Source organism: Methylobacterium radiodurans (assembly GCF_003173735.1).
Taxonomy (GTDB): Bacteria; Pseudomonadota; Alphaproteobacteria; order Rhizobiales; family Beijerinckiaceae; genus Methylobacterium; species Methylobacterium radiodurans.
On record NZ_CP029551.1, the window covers coordinates 1,358,340 to 1,376,596 of the forward strand.

The window sequence follows — 18,257 nt, forward strand, 5'->3', positions numbered from 1 at the left end:
TCGGGTGGCGGGCCTTGCGCTACTTCATCCCCACCAGGGTCAGGTCGATGAACCAGGACTGGGGGGATACGAAGCCGGTGACCCGGGGCGACATCGCCCGGGCGTTGAGGTCGTGCACCACGTAGAGCCAGGGCGGATCGTCCACGAGGCGCTCGTGGGCCGCGCGGGTCGCGGCCGCGGTCGCTTCCGGCGCACGCGCCTCGGCGAGCTGCTTCATCGCGGCGTCGAAGGCCGCATCCCGCCAGTTCGGGAAGTTGAAGCCGTTCGGCGGGAAGCGGTCGGACGCGAAGTAGCGGGCCATCACCCCGGCGTCCGAGGAGGGCGACGAGATGTTGAGCGCCATCGCGCCCTGCAGGCTCGGGCTGTCGGGGGTCGCCCGGCCCGCGTTCAGCAGCACCTGCCACTCGACCACGGTGAAGGACACCTCGACGCCGCAGGCCTGCTTCAGGTTCTCCTGCAGGTACTCGTTCATCGGCATCGGCAGCATCTGTCCCGAGCCCGAGGTCGAGACCATCACGCTGAAGCGCAGCGGCTTGCTCGCGTCGAAGCCGGCCTGCGCCAGCAGGTCCCGGCCCTTGGTCGGGTCGAAGCCGTAGCGGTTCTGCGGCGCGCCGAAATCCGGGTCGCCCGCCTTGAGCCAGCCGCGGGCCGGCTCGGCCGTGCCGTTGAGCAGCGCCACGATGCCGTCGCGGTCGATGCAGTAGTTCAGCGCCTGGCGCACCCGCACGTCCTTCAGCGGGCTGTCCTTGGCGCCGATGTTGTACATCCACGGCCAGACATGGGGGTAGGACCTCGCGGTGAGCGTGAAGCCCGCGGCCTTCAGCGACGGTATGCCGTCCGAGGCCGGCACCTCGATCCAATCCACCTGACCCGCGCGGAGCGCGGCCAACCGCGCATTCGCCTCCGGGATCGGCATCAGGCGCACGCGCTCGACCCGGGCGCGCTTTTCCGCGTCCCAGTAGGCATCGTTGCGGGCGAGATCGACCGCCTCGCGCGGGGCGACGCGGGTGATCCGGAACGGGCCGGTGCCCGCCGCCGGCAGGGCCGCGACCTTGCTCCAGTCGCCCCCGGCCGCCGCGAAGGAGCGCGGCGAGGTGAACAGGATGTAGACCGCCATGTAGGGGAAGTAGGAGGCCGCCTGCGTGGTGGTGATCGCCACCGTGCGGTCGTCGATCTTCCGGTAGGTCGCGAGCAGCGGCACCCGTGCCCGGGTGATCCCGGCCGCCGGCGCCTCGAATTGCGGGCTGTCGTTCCGGAAGTAGCGGTCGAGATTCCAGATCACCGCGTCGGCGTCGAAGGGGGCGCCGTCGTGGAAGGCGACGCCCTCGCGCAGGTGGAAGATCCAGGTCTTCGGATCGTCCGCCGCCTGCTCCCAGCGGGTGGCGAGGCCGGGCCGCAGCCCCGCCGGCCTGTCGGTCCTGGCAAGGTCCCAGAGAACCAGCGACTCGAAGACCGGGTAGCCGAGGAAGCGCATCCCCTCGAAGCCGTTGTTCGGCATGCCGGTGGCGGTGGGGATGTCGCTCGCCGTCATGGCGATGCGCAGCGTCGTCTGGGCCTCTGCCGGTGCCGCGAGGCCGCCGAGCAGCAGGAGACCGGCCAGTGCACGTTTGAGCGTCATGAAAACTCAACGGTGGATTGCGGACGCCTGCTCGCCCGCAAGTTGCAGGCCATGCTTCCCGCTTCCCGCGCAGGCCCGGTCCCAAGGCTAGGGCTTGCCGCCTCGCGCGGGCGCGCCACCATGCAGGCGGGGCCGGGTGCACCCGGTGCAGGAGAGCCGTGCCGTGTCCGAGCCGATGAACGGGGCCGAGAGCCTTGTGCGCACCCTTGTGGCGGGCGGCGTCGAGGTCTGCTTCACCAATCCCGGCACCTCGGAAATGCATTTCGTGGCGGCCCTCGACCGGGTCGAGGGCATGGCGTGCGTGCTGTTCCTGTTCGAGGGCGGCGCGACGGGGGCGGCGGATGGCTACAGCCGCGTCGCCGACAAGCCGGCCTCGACGCTGCTCCATCTCGGCCCCGGCCTCGCCAACGGCTGGGCGAATCTCCACAACGCCCGCCGCGCCCGCTCGATGGTGGTCAACATCGTGGGTGAGCACGCGACCTATCATCGGCAGTACGACGCGCCGCTGACCTCGGACATCGAGGCGCTCGCCGCCACCGTCTCGGCCTGGACCCGCACCGGCGCGAGCGCCCTTGAGGTCGCGGCCGACGGGGCGGCGGCGATCCAGGCCGCCCGCACCGCGCCGGGCCGGATCGCCACCCTGATCCTGCCCGCCGACACCGCCTGGCAGCCGGGCTCCGGCGTCGCCCCCGTCCCGCCGGTCCCGGAGCGGGCGCGGGCGGGCGAGGACGCGGTGGCGGCGGCCGCCGCCGCGCTCGCCAGCGGCGAGCCGGCCCTGCTGCATCTCGGCGACCGGGCGCTGCGCGGCCAGGCCAAGCGCATCGCGGCCCGGATCGCCCGGAAGACCGGGGCGAAGCTGCTGGCCATGACGTCGAACGCCCGGATCGACCGCGGCGCGGGCGAGGTGCCGATCGAGCGGCTGCCCTACCCGATCGACCAGGCGATCGCGGTGCTGGCGCCCTACCGGCGGGTCATCCTCGTGGGCGCCACGCGGCCGGTCGGCTTCTTCGCCTATCCGGGCAAGCCGAGCGTGCTGACCCATCCCGATTGCGAGACGGTGACGCTCGCCACCCCCGATGAGGATCAGATCGAGGCGCTGGAGCGGCTGGCCGAGGCGGTCGGCGCGCCGGGGGAGATCGACCTGCCCCCGCCGCCGCGCCCGGAACTTCCGACCGCCGGGCCGCTCGGCGACGACACGATCGGCCGGGTGCTCGGCGCGCTGATCCCGGAGGGGGCGGTCGTCTGCGACGAATCGCTGACGACGGGCCGCAACTTCTTCGGCGCGACCCACGGCGCGGCGCCGCACAGCTGGCTCCAGCTCTCGGGCGGCGCGATCGGCGTCGGCATCCCGATGGCGACGGGCGCCGCGGTCGCGGCGCGCGGCCGCAAGGTGATCGGCCTCCAGGCGGACGGCAGCGCCCTCTACACCGCCCAGGCCCTCTGGACCCAGGCGCGCGAGCGCCTCGACGTGGTGACGCTGATCTGGTCGAACCGCGCCTACGCGATCCTGCGGGGCGAACTCGCCAATGTCGGGGCGCACAATCCCGGCCCGAAGGCGCTCGGCATGCTCTCGCTCGACAACCCGCCCGTCGACTGGGTCAGCCTCGCCCGCGGCTACGGCGTCGAGGCGCGCCGCGTCGAGACGCTGGAGGCCTTCACCGACGTGTTCGCCCACGCGCTGGCGCGGCGCGGGCCGTTCCTGATCGAGGTGGCGCTGTAGGCAGGGCCCCGTCGCCGGGACGTCATGGAAGCGGTCTAGACCGGCCTCTTCGGCGCGTGCGCCGCCTCTACTGCGCTGCAGCGGAAATACTTACGCAGAACGACCGCGAATCACTTGCGCAGCGATTTCGTTGCGTTAACGTTCCAATCTCGCAAGCCGTTTCAAGGAGACAGAAGGAGAATAATTCCTCCGCGCACCGTGCGTTGGAAGAAAAGCGTCGTCCAGAGGCAATGATCCAACACAGGATGGCTCCGATGTCCGAGATGATTCGCGTTCGCCCGACCCAGGACGGAACCTATACTGTTTACCGCGGCATGACGGCGTTGATCTCCGGCCTGACCCGCCTGCAGGCCGAGCGCTACGAGGCGAGCATCGCCCGCCAGCAGCAGGGCCTGGTCTCGGCGGGCGCCTGACGCCCGCGGCGCCGCCCGCGAGGCGGCGCTCCTCGCCCTCAGACCGCCCCGTCGAGCGCGAGCGCGCCGAGATCCGCCATGTTCCCGTCCGCATCGAGCCCGCGCTGCCGGGCCGAGATCACGTGGCGGTCGCCGGCCCGCGCGAAGCTGAACAGCACGTAGGCCGCGCGCCGGGCCGGCGAGGGGCCGTGCGCGCCGGGCCGGGCCGAGGCCGAGGCGGCGCCGACGACCGGCACCGGGCGGCCCCCCGGTCCCGCTACGGTGGCGAGGCTCGCCACGTGGTTGTGGCCGTGCAGGATCAGCTCGGCGCCTGCCCGCGCGATCATCGCCGTGAAGGCCTGCGCGTCCCGTAGCTCGCGCCCCGCCGAGGCGCCGCCGGGATGAGGCGGATGGTGGATCATCACCACCCGGCAGGGCCGGCCGGGCTCCGTCGCGAGCGCCCGCAGCAGCACCTCGGCCGCCGTGATCTGCGCCGCGCCGAGGCGTCCGGTCGCCGCGAAGGGGATCGTCGGGATCGCCGTCGAGAGCCCGATCAGGGCGATCGGCCCGCGCCGCCGCAGGTAGGGGAAGCGGCTGCCGCAGCCGCCGTCGTCGGCCGTCCAGCGGTCACACTGGCCGAGCAGGCCCTCCAGCGAGCCGCGCACGTAGGCGTCGTGGTTGCCCGGCACGAAGCTCACCGCGTCCGGCGTGCCCAGCGCCTCCAGGAAGGCGCGCGCCGTCGCCCACTCGCTCGGCAGGCCGATGTTGCAGAGGTCGCCCGTGCAGGCGACGTGGTCGGGCGCCTGTGCCCGCAGGTCCGCCACCAGGGCAGAGAGCACCGCCATGTCGTGGCTGCGCGAGCGCCCGCGCCGCCAGTTGGCGTAGCCGGTGGCGCGCTTGCCGAGCAGCTGGTGCAGGCGCGGGCGCGACAGCGGCCCGACATGCGGGTCGCTGAGATGGGCGAGGCGGAAGGGCGCGGAATCCGGCATCGCCCCCGCGCATCGCGGCTCCAGGCGCGCCCGTCAAGCGGCGCGGGCGTCGATCGGGCGACGCTCGGGCACTCCTCATGCACTGCTCATGCGCTGCCGATCGCCATGTCGGTCGCGAGCACCAGCGCGCCGCCCAGCAGAACCTGCTGCGCCGCCCGCCCGAAGGGCGTCGCAAAGGCGGCGGCGAAGATCGGCGCGAGCGTCGAGACCGAACCGTCGATCAGGCCGGCGAGCCCCGGCTGGAAGTATCGAAGCACGAAGGCGCGCTGCCGCTCCGCCGGATCGTCGAGCGAGGAGTGATTCGCCGGGATCGGCATGGAAGGCCATTTCAGACAAGGCGTTCGAGGACGTCGCGGTCAGCCTCGCCGTGCGGTGGTGCGAGGCCCGCGCTTCACAATCCACGGTCGGTTGCTCGGCCGCGCGGCCCAGGGATAGATGATCCGGCAGGCGGATTGGCCGCCTCCTCAGTTCCGGCACAAAGCTCCGGTGAAAGCCTGCCTCGCCGTCCCGGCATCGACACCCAGCCACCCGTCCGCCCCGGCGGGTTCAGAAGCGACAATGAGCCTTCTCAAACGCATCAGCCGGCAGCCGGCCGTTCAGACCGCGCTGGGGGCCCTCGCCGCGGCCTATCTGGGATTCGTGCGGCGCACGAACCGCTTCACGGTCGAGCCTGCGGGCGGCGACGCCTGGATCGACGGGCACCGCCCCTTCATCGCCGGCATGTGGCACGGCCAGCACATCATGGTGTCGTTCGCCCGCCGCCCGCAGGACCGGATCGCCACGATCATCTCGCGCAACCCCGACGGCAACATCAACACCATCGCGCTCACCCGGATGGGCGTGCGGGTGATCCGCGCCTCGGGCGCCCGCGGCCGGGTGGTGCGCGACGCGCGCGCCAAGGGCGGCGCCGAGGGCCTGCGCGCCATGCTGAAGGCGCTGAAAGCCGGCGAGATCGTCGCCTTCAGCGCCGACGTGCCGAAGGTCTCCCGGCGGGCCGATGCCGGCATCCTCACGCTCGCCCGCTTCTCCGGCCGGCCGATCGTGCCGGTCGCCGTGGTGACGAGCCGGCATATCCGCTTCAACTCCTGGGACCGGGCCTGCCTCGGCCTGCCCTTCGGCCGCGGTGCCGTGGTGTTCGGCGAGCCGATCTGGGTGCCGCGCGAGGTCGAGGCGGAGGCGTTCGAGCACCTGCGCCAGCGGCTGGAGGCCGAGATGAACCGGGTGCACGACCGCGCCTACGCCCTCGTCGGGCGGCCGGACCGGGTGGGCGCGAACTGGCTCGGGGTGTCGGCCGAGCAGGCGGCGCAGAATTCCGCGGGGAGCCCCGCGTGAGGGCGCCGCCGCTCACCCTGCCGCTCCGGGCCTACCGGGTCGGCCTGCGGCTCGGCGAGCCCGCGGTGGCGGGGCTCCTCGCGTGGCGGGCGCATCGCGGCAAGGAGGATCGGCGGCGCCTGCCCGAGCGGCGCGGCCTGCCCGGCCGGGCGCGCCCCGTCGGCCCGCTGGCCTGGATGCACGGGGCGAGCGTCGGCGAGGCGCTGTCGCTCGTCGGCCTCGTGGAGGGGATGATCGCCCGCGGCTTCTCGGTGCTCGTCACCACCGGCACCCGCACGGCCGCCGAGCTGATCGGCACCCGCCTGCCGGCCGGGGCGGTGCACCAGTACATGCCGCTCGACGCCCCGCGCTGGGTCGGGCGCTTCCTCGACCACTGGCAGCCTGACCTCGCGCTGGTGGCCGAATCCGAGATCTGGCCCAACGTCATCGTGGGCCTGCACGAGCGGGGCATCCCGCTGATCCTCGTCAACGGCCGCATGTCGGAGCGCTCGTTCCGCGGCTGGGAGCGCTCGCCCCGCACCGCGCGCGCGCTCCTCTCCCGCATCGCCGTCTGCCTCGCGCAGACGCGGGACGACGCCGAGCGCTTCGTGCGCCTCGGCGCGCCGCGGGTGAGCGTGACCGGAAACCTGAAGTTCGACGCCGCGGTGCCGCCGGCCGACCGGCAGCAGCTCGCCTATCTGGGCGAGATGATCGGCGAGCGCCCGGTCTGGATCGCGGCGAGCACCCATGCGGGCGAGGACGCGGCCGTCGCCGCGGCGCACGCGCGCCTGGCCGACCGCTTCCCCGACCTCCTCACCATCGTGGCGCCCCGCCATCCGGGCCGTGGCCAGGCGGTGGCCGAGGCGGCCGCCACTGCCGGCCTGCGCAGCGCCCGCCGCTCGGCCGGGGGGCGGCCGCATCCGGGCGTGGCGTACTATGTCGCCGACACGGTGGGCGAGCTCGGCCTGTTCTACCGCCTGTGCCCGGTGGCCTTCCTCGGCGGCTCGCTGGTCGGCCGCGGCGGCCAGAACCCGATCGAGCCGGTGCGCCTCGACGCGGCGGTGCTGCACGGGCCGCACACGCAGAACTTCGCCGAGATCTACGGCGCTCTCGACGCGGCCGGCGGCGCGCTCGCCGTGGCCGACGCGGACGCGCTCGCCCAAGGAGTCGGCGACCTGCTCGCCGATGCGGGGCGGCGCGCGGCCGTGGCCGAGGCCGGGCAGCGGGCGCTCCGGCCCTTCGAGGGGGCGGTGACCCGGACGCTGGCGGTGCTGGAGCCCTTCCTCGCGCAGATGAAGCTCGCCGCCCTCCAGGCCTGATGCGTCCGCCCGGCTTCTGGGACGGGAGCCCGCACCACCCGGCCGCCCTGGCGCTCCGGCCGCTCGGCGCGCTCTACGGCCGGCTCACCGCGGCGCGGATGGCGCGCCCCGGCGCCCGCGGACCCTGCCCGGTCCTCTGTCTCGGCAACTTCACCCTGGGGGGCGCGGGCAAGACCCCGGCGGCGCTGGCGCTCGCCGACATCCTGCGCGATCTCGGCGCCCGGCCCGCCTTCCTGAGCCGTGGCTACGGCGGGCGCCTGCCCGGCCCCGTCGCGGTCGATCCCGCGCGCCACGGGGCCGCGGATGTCGGCGACGAGCCGCTCCTCCTCGCGGCCCGTGCGCCCGCGATCGTGGCGCGCGATCGGGTGGCGGGCGCCGCCCTCTGCGCGGAGGCCGGCGCCGACATGATCGTGATGGATGACGGGCTGCAGAACCCGTCGCTTGCCAAGGATCTCGCCCTCGCGGTGGTCGATGCGGGGGCCGGCATCGGCAACGGGCTGCCCTTCCCGGCGGGGCCGCTCCGGGCGCCGCTGGCGCGCCAGTGGCCGCATGTCGGCGGGGTCATCCTGATCGGGGAGGGGGCCCCCGGCGAGGCCGTGGCGGAGGCCGCCCTGCGGCGTGGGCTGCCGGTGCACCGGGCCCGGCTCGCCGCCGAGCCCGGCGCGCTCGCCGGCCGGCGCGTGCTGGCCTTCGCAGGCATCGGGCGTCCGCAGAAATTCTTCGCCACCGTGCGGGAGAGCGGGGCGGAGCTGGCCGGCACCCGTGCCTTTCCCGATCATCACCCCTACGGCGCGGGCGACCTCGCCGCCCTCGCGGCGGAGGCGGCGCGCCTCGGCGCCGATCTCGTCACCACCGAGAAGGACGCGGTTCGCCTGCCGGCGGCCTTCGCGGGCCGCGTCCGCGTGCTGCCCGCGCGACTCCGCTTCCATGACGAGGCGGCGCTGCGGGCGCATGTGCGGGGCGTGTGCCCGCCTGTGTGACGGTGGTTGCGGACGCCGTGGGATGCGTTCCGATCGCGCCTCGCCTCAGTGCGTCGCACGACCTCTCATCGCGCGGCCGACCGGGGACCCGATCCGGATGGGAAGCGGACACGGAAAGACGCAATTGATCGCGCGTGGCGATCTTGCGGAATCATGGGTCGCATGTCCATGTGATCAAGGGATATTGATTTTTCGCGCAAAGCCCGTGTCTGGTGCGGCAAGCATTTCAGATTTTCGAGATGGAGAGGCGCAGCATAGACGGGGCGTGGCTCTGTCGTACCGATAGAATCGAGGATTTGGTCTGAGATAGAGGCAAGTTTTTGCTATTTAGATGGATCATTGTTGATCGTCCTTTGTCGAGAGGTTGTATCGGTGGCAATCAAGGACAACGTCACTTCGATCAGTGCCGCCATGCTCGCAAGTGGGGCGCTCCTCAATTTTGCGTCGATATATTTTATCGGTGATAAGGATTTAAGCGAAGGAAATCATCGCCTGTGGATCGCAAAGTATATCGTCCTGGCTCTTGCGCAAGGATTGGTGACGGCAGGATTTGTTTATCTGCTTTCAAAGCCATTCGAGAATCGGCTGGCAAAAATCTCGCTTGAGCAATCCCTCAACCAATTCATCGGTGAGGCTCTCGTCCCCATCCGGTCTGAGGTATTCAAGGATGCCTATTACGAATATCGGTGCAGCATATATATCAGGTCGTACGATTTCGCTGACTAGGATGGCGGAGGAATGGCTTTCCGTAGCATAATCGTGTCAGATTCGGCCTGGATCAGGTGCCGAGCAAATGCATCGTCGTGTGCGTCACGGATGACCAGCTTCTGACTGTCTACGCGAATCGACCGGAGTGCTTTGTTCGGCATCATATCGAACCAAGCCTGTTCGAGAAGTTCGATAACACGTTCGAAGTCTCCGAAATGGCCGTCGGGGGCCGGCCGCTTCCGTTGCCGAGACCCAAGCGCGTCGAGCATGAGAACGGACTGGCTGCCTATGAGTACGAGTTCGACTTGGCGGCCTTCACCGAGGAGCGGATCCGGAAGACCTACATCGATATTTCCTTCAACTTCCTGCGCGTAACCGCCGACGGCCAGACGATCAACGCGGTTCAAACAGTATATAGGAACTGTACGAGTGCAGAGTATGAATTTTATGTCGATCCGCAAATAGAACCGAAGCGTGTCACCTCTTACTCGGCCGGAATACTGCCGTTCGAGAGCAATGTCTTTCCCCGGCAGGGTCCTTTGCATCCCTCCAGCGAGATGTCTTTGATCGCGGGTGCGATCAGGGTCTCGTGCCCATTCGCCATTCAGAGAAAGAGCACCATCGTATTCTCCGTGGATCTGTGCTGAGGCGGAAATCCCAAAATGTCAGATGACATGAGAAGGGAGTATTGCGATGTCACAGATGTTCTGGTGTCCGGCTGCCCCTGTATTGACGGATGAGGTTCGGCACATCTTCTCGGATCTTCCGCCGGATGAGCGATTTTACTCCGAGATGAGAAAGGGGACGCGCTTCAAGGCAATCCTTGGATTCGCATTCGAGGCTGGGGCCTGGAGATACGAGCCCGACCTGACAAGCGTATTCTCGCGAAATCCCGGCGAGAGTCTCGATCCTCGATTTCAGGACGTGCTCCTGTCCGCCGCCCGATCCGTGACCGACGTCCTCGAGATGGTGCTGCCATTTCAGATTCGAGATTATCGGATCGGAATGAATTTCATCAGAGTCACATGCAGTTGTGACACGATCGGTGATAACTCGCCTCCTTTTCACAGAGATGGATTCAAAAGATCGTTGCACATCTGCGTGGAAAGGAAAAACATATCGGGCGGTATCTCGATCGTTTCATCGGATCCTCGGGGGGAGGAGGTCCTGTACGAAGATATCATCCTGCCGGGGGAGCTGATATGTTTTGATGACGAATCGCTCTATCACATGGCGACCGGCATCATCGCGAACTATCCCGATCAGCCAGCCTACCGCGATATGATCGTCGTCGACATGATCGACTGAGGTGAGGCGTCCGTCGCGAGGCGCCGAGGGGAGGATTGCGGAGCAGGTCTTCCGGCCCGAAGTCTCAGCCCGAAGTCGCGCCGGTAGGGACGTCGCGCCGGCCCGAGCTTCGTGACGGTGTCGATGTCTCAGAACTTGTCCGGCAGGCCCTTCACGACGTCGCCCAGGGCCTCGACGCTCGCGCCGATCTTGCGGCCCGTGGCGGCGAGCGTCGGCACCTTGATGCCGAACACCTCCGTCTCTTCGGGCTCGGCCGGGGCCGCTGGCTCGGCCGACGCGACCGCGGTCTGCGCGGGCTTGCGCGCGGTGACCGCCTTCTCGGGCTTCTTCCGCGCGGGCTCGGCCGCCTCCGCCTTCGCCTCCTCGCGCTTCGCCGGGTCCTTGCGGCTCTCCGCGGGGGCCGGGCGCGCCGCGGGCTTCTCGGCCGCGGCCTTGTCCGGAGCGGGCGGCAGGGCCGCGAAACTGGTGCTGGCGGTGCGAGCGCGCACGGTCTCGGCCGGGCGCGCGGCGACGGTCGGCGCGGTGCGGCTCGGCGGCGGCAGGACGCCGGCCTGACGGGCGGAGGCGATCACCGGCGCGTTCTCGATCGTGGGCGCGGGCTTGGCAGGCGCAGCCGCGAGCTTTGGTGCGACCGCAACCTTGGGCGGAATTTCCACCGTGGGCGCCGCCACCGGAGCGTTCGGCGCGGTAGCCGGCGCCGGCTCGGGCGAAGCCGCCGCGCTGGCCGGGGCGGGCGCCGCCTCGGGTGCCGCCTCGGGTGCCGCATAGGCCGTGGGCAGCGCGATCTGCCGGGGCGCGTCCGCGGCGGGCAGGCTGCCGGTGGCGAGTGCCGGCAGCCCGTCCTTCATCAGGTCCGGCCAGTCGGCGGCGCTCTGCCGGGCGGCTGCCGGGGGCACCGGGGCGCTCCGCGAGCCGGTCAGGTCGGACATGAAGGCGGAGGCCGCCGCGAAGGCGCCGACGCCCGCCACACCGAGGGTGACGGCCAGGGCGACGCGCCCGAGACGGCGAGCGGGCGGCGTGCCCGGCGCGGCCGCGCGGGGCTGGCGGGTTTCGGTGGGGTCGAGAGCGAGTTCGTTCATGGACGGGGTCTCTGGGCGCGACGCGGATCCGAACGGCCGCTCCCCCGAACCCGGCCGTCCGCCTCAGGTGTTCCCGAAGGCGATCTCCGGCGAACACTCAGGGCCGACAATACGGCGCAAAGATGTCGGCCGCCGAGCCGTGCACGGAATCCGCTCGGGAACAGGTAACCCTGTGTACGGGAAGCGCGATTAACATTCGGTGACTTCGCCGCGGGTCCCGCGCGGCTCCGGATACGCGCCCGCCTCGATCTGTGCGGCCGCCACCCGGGCGACGGCCCGGGTGCGGCGGTCCGGCGCGAGGCCGGGGTCTGGCCCGAGCCCCAGACGGTGCCGCTTCAGGGCGACCAGCGCCGGATCGCCCCAGCGCTCCAGCAGGGTCTGGAAGGCGTCGTGGTGCGCCCGACGGAACGGGCAGGGCGCGCCGGCACCGTCCCGCAGGGGGTGCGGCGGCTGGATGTGGGCGCAGGGCACGAGGCCGGGCGGGATCGGCGCCGTCGCGACGTGCGTCCGCCCGAGCCGCAGGACCTGGGCGACCGCGTGGGCGCGCGGTCCCGGTGGCGGCCCATCGCTCCGCAGCACCTCGACGCGCCCCAGCGGCCCGGCGAAGACCAGAGCGGGGTGCCCCGCGCGGCCGGACGCCGCCACGAACGCGTCCGGGTCGGGCAGCGGCGCGCCGCCGAGCGCCGCCAGGCGGGCGCGCCCCTCCGCGTCGCCGGCCCGGGCCAGCAGCGCGACGGGGCCGAGACCGAGGCCGAGATCGAACAGGGGCTCGTCCCGCGCGTCCGGATCGAGCGCCTCGCGGTCGAGGCCGAGCGCGGTGACGGCGCCCCGGCGCGGGTGGGGCAGGGCGGTCTCCGGCAGGCAGAGCGCCACCGCGTGGCTCCAGCCGCCCGGCAGGGCCGTCTCGTAGGCGACCGGCACGAGATCCGGGTGCGGCACGAGCGCGATCCCGCCCCGGGCGGTGCACAGGCCGAGCCGGCCGTCCGCGAGCGGCCGGGCGGGCTCGTCGGGGCCACGCCGGAACTCGGCGGCGGCCCCGAAGGTGCCGAGGCTCCACGCGGTCCCGGGCTCTGCGAGCTGGGCGAGGATCAGGTCGCGCAGCGCGGTGTCGGTCGGCGGGTGCCGCATCGTCGGCGGATACCGCATCACGGGATTCTCATGCCCCGGTCGCTACGCCGCGGTGGGCGCGCGTTCAACCGCGCCCGCGCCGGATGGACAAGGCCGCGCGCCTGGATCAAGGCTCGCCGGGTGACCGCCCGCGCCCCGACCGTCCAGCCCCGATCCGACGCGCCCCTCGCCCCCGCGCGCGACGCGCCCTCGCGCGCGCTGCCCTGGTCCGGCTGGTCGACACGGCGGCGCCTGATCGCCGTGGTGCTCGCCATCGACGTGCTGGCGGCCCTGATCTCCTGCGCGGTCATCGTGCTCAACGCGCGCTCGGCCGTGAAGGTCGAGACCCGGGCCTCGCTCGCCACCGTCGAGTCGCTCGTGGCCGACACGATCCGGCTCGCCGACGCCGCGCCCGATCCCCTGCTGCAGGCCCTCGACCTGCGCTTCCAGGCGCTCCGCCACGTCCGGGTCAGCGTGATCGACACCGACGGCGATCAGGTCGGCGAGCCTGTCGGGCGCCCGCGGCCCGAGAAGGCGGCGCCCGCCTGGTTCGCCGACCTGATCGCCCCGCCGATCGAGCAGCACACCCTGCCGATCGTGGCCGGCGGGCGCCAGATCGGCTCGGCCCGCATCACCACGCAGCCGCTCGACGAGATCGACGAGATCTGGAGCTACGCGCGCGCCCTCTCCATCACCACCTTCTGCATCAACGCGGCGATGCTGGTCGCGCTCTACCTCGCGGCGGGCCGCGTGCTCGCGCCGCTCGGAAGCCTCGCCCGTGGCCTGAACCAGCTGGAGCGGCACGACTACACCGCCCGGCTCGCCCTGCCGGAGACGCGCGAGCTGGCCGTGATCGCGGCCCGCTTCAACCAGGTGGCGGAGGCCTTGGGCGAGGCTCGCGCCGCCAACGGCCGCCTCAACCGCCAGCTGCTGACCGCGCAGGACGACGAGGGCCGCCGCATCGCGCTGGAACTCCACGACGAGTTCGGTCCCTGCCTGTTCGCGCTTGAGGCCACCGCCGCCTCGATCGCCCGCATCGCCGCGGGCGAGGCCGAGCCCGCCCGCGACAAGCTCGCGGCGCGGGCCGCCGAGATCGCCGGCATCGTCGGGCAGGTGCAGGGCCGCAACCGCGACCTCCTCAACCGCCTGCGCCCGCACGCGCTGGGACAGGTGCCGCTGCCCGCCTGCCTCGACCTGCTGGTACGCGACTTCAGCCGGCGCCATCCGGGCACCCGCTTCATCGGACGCTTCGCGGATCTGGGCCCGGGCTACGGCGACCTCGTCGATCTCACCCTGTTCCGCTGCATCCAGGAGAGCATGACCAACGCCGTGCGCCACGGGGCCGCCACGGAGGTCGTGGCGGAGGCCGCCGAGCGGGACGGGCGCCTCGTGGTCAGCGTGCGCGACAACGGCAGCGGGGTGAGCCCCGACCACGGCACTGGGCTCGGACTCTCGGGGATGCGCGAGCGCGTCGGCGCGCTCGACGGAAGCTTTGCCCTTGACAACGCGTCGCCGGGGGCTGTTGTCCGGATCAGCATCCCGGTCCCGTCCGACCGGGGCGAGGATGCCAGCACGGTGGAAGCGCCATGAACGCCATCGCCACGAAGGCGGGAATCGCCGGCACGCGGTTGCCGGTCCTCGTGATCGACGATCACCCGATCGTGCTCCAGGGCTGCCGCCGGGTGCTGGAGGATGCCGGCATCGAGACGGTGGCCGAGGCGACCACGGTGGTGGGCGGCTACCGCATCTTCCATCGCCTCCGCCCGCCGATCGTGATCTGCGACCTAACCTTCCAGGGCAGCGGGCTGGCCGGCCTCGGGCTGATCCGCCGGATGCGCGCGGTCGAGCCGGGGACGCGCATCCTCGTCTTCAGCATGCACAACGATCCCGTCATCGTGGCGCGCGCGCTCGAGGCTGGGGCGCTCGGCTACGTGCTGAAGGACCACGCCTCGGCCGAGCTGTTCGACGCCTTCGAGCGGGTGCGGGCCGGCGAGGTCTATCTCGACCGGCGCCTCGCCACCGAGGTGGCGATGCTGCGCACCGACGCGCGCCGCACCCCCGAGAGCCAGCTCACCCCCCGCGAGCAGCAGATCCTGGCCCGTCTCGCCCAGGGCAAGTCCTACGGCGCGATCGCGGCCGACCTCTCGGTCAGCTACAAGACCGTCACCAACGCCTGCTCGCAGATGCGCCAGAAGCTCGGCGTGCGGACGCTCGCCGAACTCATCCACGTCGCGGTCACCCACGCCCAGCGCCAGGGCTGATTTTTGGGGCTTGGCCGCGCGGGTTCTGCGGACGGAGGGTGATCAGGATGGGTGGACCGGTGTTCTCGCGGGAAGCCTGGGCGCGCAACGCCGCCCTCTACGAGACCATCCGCACCATGCCCTTCAACGCGGAGCTCGCCGCCGGCACGTTGAGCCGGGCGCGCTTCCGCCACTACATCCTGCAGGACGCCCACTACCTCCTGGGCTTCGGCCGGGCGCTGGCGCTCGCCGCCGCCAAGGCGCCGGACCCGGACGCGTTCGTGCTGTTCGCCCGCGCCGCCGAGGAGGCCGTGGTGGTGGAGCGCAGCCTGCACGAGGGCTTCTTCCGGCAGGAGGGCATCGGCCCCGAGACCTTCGCGGCGACGCCGCCGAGCCCGGCATGCGACCACTACGTGAGCCACCTTCTGGCCGTTGCCCACGCCGAGCCCTACCCGGTGGTGCTCGCAGCGCTCCTCCCCTGTTTCTGGATCTACCGGGAGGTCGGGCGCGACATCCACGCCCGGGCAGCCGCCGACAACCCCTACCGGGCCTGGATCGACACCTATGCGGGCGAGGACTTCTCGCTGGCCGTCGATCGGGTGATCGCCGCGACCGACGCCTCGGCCGCGGACGCCTCGCCCGCCCTGGCCCAGCGGATGCATCGGGCCTTCACCCACGCGACGCGCCTCGAATGGATGTTCTGGGATGGCGCCTACAGGCAAGCCGGCTGGCCGGTGTAAGCCGGCCGCAACCTACTGGCAGGGCTCCCGCATTCCGCTAGCTTGGCAAGCCTGTGACGCAAGTCCGTCACGAGCGAACGGCGGGGGGGCGGATGGCGGCGGGCGCTTTGGGTGATCTGACACGGACGAAATCCCTTGAGCGGCTGAACGCCGATGCCGAGGCGGGCGAGCACACGCTCCAGCGCACGCTGGGCCCCTGGAGCCTGATCGGGCTCGGCATCGGCGCGGTGATCGGCGCCGGCCTGTTCTCCCTCACCGGCATCGCGGCCGCGCAGCACGCGGGGCCGGCCGTCGTCATCTCCTTCGCCATCGCGGCGATCGGCTGCTGCTTTGCCGGCATGTGCTACTCGGAACTCGCCGGCATGATCCCGGTGGCGGGCTCGGCCTACACCTACGCCTACGCCACGATGGGCGAGTTCGTGGCCTGGATCATCGGCTGGGACCTCGTGCTCGAATACGCGGTCGGCGCCGCCACCGTCTCGGTGAGCTGGTCGCAGTACGTCGTGCGCTTCCTGCACCAACTCGGCATCGATCTGCCGGCAAAACTCGTGCACTCGCCCTTCGAGACCTACAAACTGGCCGACGGCACCACCGGGACCGGCCTCGTGAACCTGCCGGCGATCGCGATCATCGTCGCGGCCTCGGCGCTCCTGATGATCGGCATCCGCGAATCGGCCCGCGTCAACGCGATCGTGGTGGCGATCAAGCTCGCCGTGGTGGCGGTGGTGATCGGGCTCGGCGCCTTCTACGTGAAGGCCCAGAACTACGTGCCCTTCATCCCCGAGAACACCGGCACCTTCGGCGAGTACGGCTGGAGCGGCATCATGCGGGCGGCCGGCGTGGTTTTCTTCGCCTATATCGGCTTCGACGCGGTCTCGACCGCGGCGCAGGAGGCCAAGAACCCCCAGCGCAACATGATGATCGGGATTCTCGGCTCGCTCGCGATCTGCACGGTCATCTACATCCTGTTCGCGGGCGTGCTCACCGGCCTCGTGCACTACGACGCCATGCGGGGCGACGGCGCCCCGGTGAACACCGCCATCGGCCAGACGCCGTTCCCCTGGCTGAAATCGCTCGTCACACTCGGTGTGATCGCGGGCTTCTCCACCGTGATCCTGGTGCTGCTGCTCGGCCAGAGCCGGGTCTTCTACACCATGTCCCAGGACCGTCTGCTGCCCGGCCTGTTCTCGCGGGTGCATCCGCGCTGGAAGACGCCCTACCGCTCGAACCTGTTCTTCATGGTGTTCACGGGCGCGCTCGGCGGCTTCCTGCCGATTACCCAGCTCGGCCACATGACGAGCATCGGCACGCTGCTCGCCTTCGTGCTGGTCTGCGTCGGCGTCATGATCCTGCGCCGGACCCAGCCCGACGCCCCGCGCGCCTACCGCACCCCGCTGGTGCCCCTCGTGCCGATCCTCGGCATCCTCACCTGCATGGCCATGATGGTGTCGCTCGACGGCGAGACCTGGCTGCGCCTGTTGATCTGGCTCGCCATCGGCATGGCGATCTATTTCGGCTGGAGCCGCCGCCACAGCCGGATCGGGCGGGAGCAGGCGTAACGTGCGATCTCCCTCCCCCCTTTGCGGGGGAGGGTGGCCCGCGAAGCGGGTCGGGAGAGGGGAACCCGGCTTCCGGAGTGGACTGAGCAGAGATGAAAGACGGAGCGCTGTTCTGCACCCTCCCCGCAGAGGGGGAGAGAGAGCGTCGCGCCTTCAGGCGATGCGCGCGACAACCCGCGGGCGCGGCGTCCCGATCGTTCCGACGTCGATCAGCGCGCGCTCACGGGCGATGAAGGCGGTCGGCATCTCGGCCTGCATCTCGGCCTCGACCCGGCGCAGCATCGCGTCCGTGTGGGCCGGGTGCAGGTGGATGATGCCGAGCGCCTTCACGTCGGCGGCGCGCGCCAGTTCGACGCCCTTCTGCCAGGTCGAGTGCCCCCAGCCGCGGCAGGTCGGGTACTCGCAATCGGTGAACATGCCGTCGTAGACGAGGAGGTCGGCCCCCTCGACGAAGGCCTTCAGCTCCGGATTCGGCCAGGGATCGCTGTGCTCGATGTCGCTGATCACGCAGAGCCGCTTGCCGCCGTGGTCGAAGCGGTAGCCGACCGAGCCCTGCGGGTGGTTGAGGAGCAGGGTGTCGACTGTGATCCCGTCCGCGAAGGTCAGGGTCTCGCCCGCCCGGAAGCCGTGGTGCCTCAACTGGCAGGGCAGGATGTCGAGGGTGACGGGGAAGAGCGGCGGCGCGTAGAGGCGCCCGAGGCTCGCCTCGGCCGAGGCGCCGTCGAGGTTACCGCAATAGGTGTTGATCACCCGCTCAGCGTCGAACACCGCCGGCTTGAAGAAGGGCAGGCCGCCAGTGTGGTCGAAATGGAGGTGGCTGAACAGCAGGTCGATCTCCTTGGGGAGGTCGGCCCGGTGGTGCTGGCCGCAATTGAACAGGCCGGAGCCCGCGTCGATCAGGAACAGGCGCTCGCCGCAGCGCACCTCCAGGCAGGGGGTGCTGCCGCCGAACTCGGCGTAATCGGGACCGCAGACGGGCGTTGAGCCGCGCACACCCCAGAAACGCAGGGTGAGGCCGCCGTCCTGGCAAGGACTGTTCGACATGATCATAACGGGTCGTGGTTCAGGCATCGGTCCCGGTCGTCTCCGTGATCAGGCCGCATCAGCCGGTCCGGCGTCAATGCGCTTGCGCCGCTTGAGACAAGAGCGGTCGGGATCTGTCGCTCTGTGGTTGAGGGAAAGGTGGG

General features: G+C 71.2%; 17 protein-coding genes and 1 pseudogene. 12 read left to right on the top strand and 6 right to left on the bottom strand.

Annotated elements, in window-relative coordinates:
- Positions 1 to 19 precede the first annotated feature (19 nt).
- Positions 20 to 1,618, bottom strand: a complete 1,599-nt coding sequence (locus DK427_RS06065; protein WP_109950475.1) for an ABC transporter substrate-binding protein — start codon at positions 1,616 to 1,618, stop codon at positions 20 to 22.
- Between the two features lie 175 nt (positions 1,619 to 1,793).
- On the opposite strand from DK427_RS06065, the gene DK427_RS06070 reads away from it, so the two are divergent.
- The gene (locus DK427_RS06070; RefSeq protein WP_109954034.1) at positions 1,794 to 3,338 is read left to right on the top strand and encodes an acetolactate synthase large subunit; all 1,545 of its coding nucleotides are present in this window, start codon (positions 1,794 to 1,796) and stop codon (positions 3,336 to 3,338) included.
- 254 nt (positions 3,339 to 3,592) lie between these two features.
- Positions 3,593 to 3,751, top strand: a complete 159-nt coding sequence (locus DK427_RS26660; protein WP_204165279.1) for a hypothetical protein — start codon at positions 3,593 to 3,595, stop codon at positions 3,749 to 3,751.
- A 38-nt stretch (positions 3,752 to 3,789) separates the two neighbouring features.
- On the opposite strand, the gene DK427_RS06080 is transcribed toward DK427_RS26660, so the two are convergent.
- Positions 3,790 to 4,719, bottom strand: coding sequence for a metallophosphoesterase family protein (locus DK427_RS06080; protein WP_109950477.1), 930 nt, complete (start codon positions 4,717 to 4,719; stop codon positions 3,790 to 3,792).
- A 167-nt stretch (positions 4,720 to 4,886) separates the two neighbouring features.
- Positions 4,887 to 4,991 (bottom strand): annotated as a pseudogene (locus DK427_RS06085) (VIT family protein); the annotation flags it as partial.
- Positions 4,992 to 5,277: 286 nt separating this feature from the next.
- Between DK427_RS06085 and DK427_RS06090 the strand changes: the two are divergent.
- The 6 genes from DK427_RS06090 (at position 5,278) to DK427_RS06110 (ending at position 10,345) form a co-directional block, all read left to right on the top strand.
- Positions 5,278 to 6,051 carry a lysophospholipid acyltransferase family protein gene (locus DK427_RS06090; RefSeq protein WP_109950478.1) on the top strand — a complete coding sequence of 258 codons (774 nt, stop codon included), beginning with the start codon at positions 5,278 to 5,280 and terminating at the stop codon, positions 6,049 to 6,051.
- Complete coding sequence (locus DK427_RS06095) at positions 6,048 to 7,349, top strand: 3-deoxy-D-manno-octulosonic acid transferase (RefSeq protein WP_109950479.1); 1,302 nt, start codon at positions 6,048 to 6,050, stop codon at positions 7,347 to 7,349. Before DK427_RS06090 ends, DK427_RS06095 begins: the two co-directional genes overlap by 4 nt.
- Positions 7,349 to 8,329 carry a tetraacyldisaccharide 4'-kinase gene (lpxK, locus tag DK427_RS06100; RefSeq protein ID WP_109950480.1) on the top strand — a complete coding sequence of 327 codons (981 nt, stop codon included), beginning with the start codon at positions 7,349 to 7,351 and terminating at the stop codon, positions 8,327 to 8,329. Before DK427_RS06095 ends, lpxK begins: the two co-directional genes overlap by 1 nt.
- A gap of 372 nt (positions 8,330 to 8,701) precedes the next feature.
- Complete coding sequence (locus DK427_RS26090) at positions 8,702 to 9,055, top strand: hypothetical protein (RefSeq protein WP_162559696.1); 354 nt, start codon at positions 8,702 to 8,704, stop codon at positions 9,053 to 9,055.
- Positions 9,056 to 9,111: 56 nt separating this feature from the next.
- A complete protein-coding gene (locus DK427_RS06105) occupies positions 9,112 to 9,684 on the top strand; it encodes a hypothetical protein (RefSeq protein WP_109950481.1) in 573 nt (190 codons plus the stop codon).
- Positions 9,685 to 9,730: 46 nt separating this feature from the next.
- Positions 9,731 to 10,345, top strand: coding sequence for a 2OG-Fe dioxygenase family protein (locus DK427_RS06110; protein ID WP_109950482.1), 615 nt, complete (start codon positions 9,731 to 9,733; stop codon positions 10,343 to 10,345).
- Between the two features lie 128 nt (positions 10,346 to 10,473).
- On the opposite strand, the gene DK427_RS06115 is transcribed toward DK427_RS06110, so the two are convergent.
- Entirely contained in the window at positions 10,474 to 11,424 is a 951-nt protein-coding gene (locus DK427_RS06115; protein WP_109950483.1) for a hypothetical protein, read from the bottom strand.
- A 189-nt stretch (positions 11,425 to 11,613) separates the two neighbouring features.
- Positions 11,614 to 12,570, bottom strand: a complete 957-nt coding sequence (locus DK427_RS06120; RefSeq protein ID WP_245930819.1) for a DUF6925 family protein — start codon at positions 12,568 to 12,570, stop codon at positions 11,614 to 11,616.
- Between the two features lie 102 nt (positions 12,571 to 12,672).
- Between DK427_RS06120 and DK427_RS06125 the strand changes: the two genes are divergently transcribed.
- The 4 genes from DK427_RS06125 (at position 12,673) to DK427_RS06140 (ending at position 17,070) form a co-directional block, all read left to right on the top strand.
- Entirely contained in the window at positions 12,673 to 14,121 is a 1,449-nt protein-coding gene (locus tag DK427_RS06125; protein ID WP_425452554.1) for an ATP-binding protein, read from the top strand.
- Positions 14,118 to 14,792 (top strand): response regulator, encoded by a 675-nt coding sequence (locus tag DK427_RS06130; protein WP_066928120.1) that lies wholly within the window; start codon positions 14,118 to 14,120, stop codon positions 14,790 to 14,792. The genes DK427_RS06125 and DK427_RS06130 overlap by 4 nt, the downstream gene beginning before the upstream one ends.
- A 47-nt stretch (positions 14,793 to 14,839) precedes the next feature.
- Complete coding sequence (locus DK427_RS06135; RefSeq protein ID WP_109950485.1) at positions 14,840 to 15,511, top strand: TenA family protein; 672 nt, start codon at positions 14,840 to 14,842, stop codon at positions 15,509 to 15,511.
- Between the two features lie 92 nt (positions 15,512 to 15,603).
- Positions 15,604 to 17,070 carry an amino acid permease gene (locus DK427_RS06140; RefSeq protein WP_109950486.1) on the top strand — a complete coding sequence of 489 codons (1,467 nt, stop codon included), beginning with the start codon at positions 15,604 to 15,606 and terminating at the stop codon, positions 17,068 to 17,070.
- A gap of 153 nt (positions 17,071 to 17,223) precedes the next feature.
- On the opposite strand, the gene DK427_RS06145 is transcribed toward DK427_RS06140, so the two are convergent.
- Positions 17,224 to 18,114, bottom strand: a complete 891-nt coding sequence (locus DK427_RS06145; protein ID WP_425452555.1) for an MBL fold metallo-hydrolase — start codon at positions 18,112 to 18,114, stop codon at positions 17,224 to 17,226.
- Positions 18,115 to 18,257 lie beyond the last annotated feature (143 nt).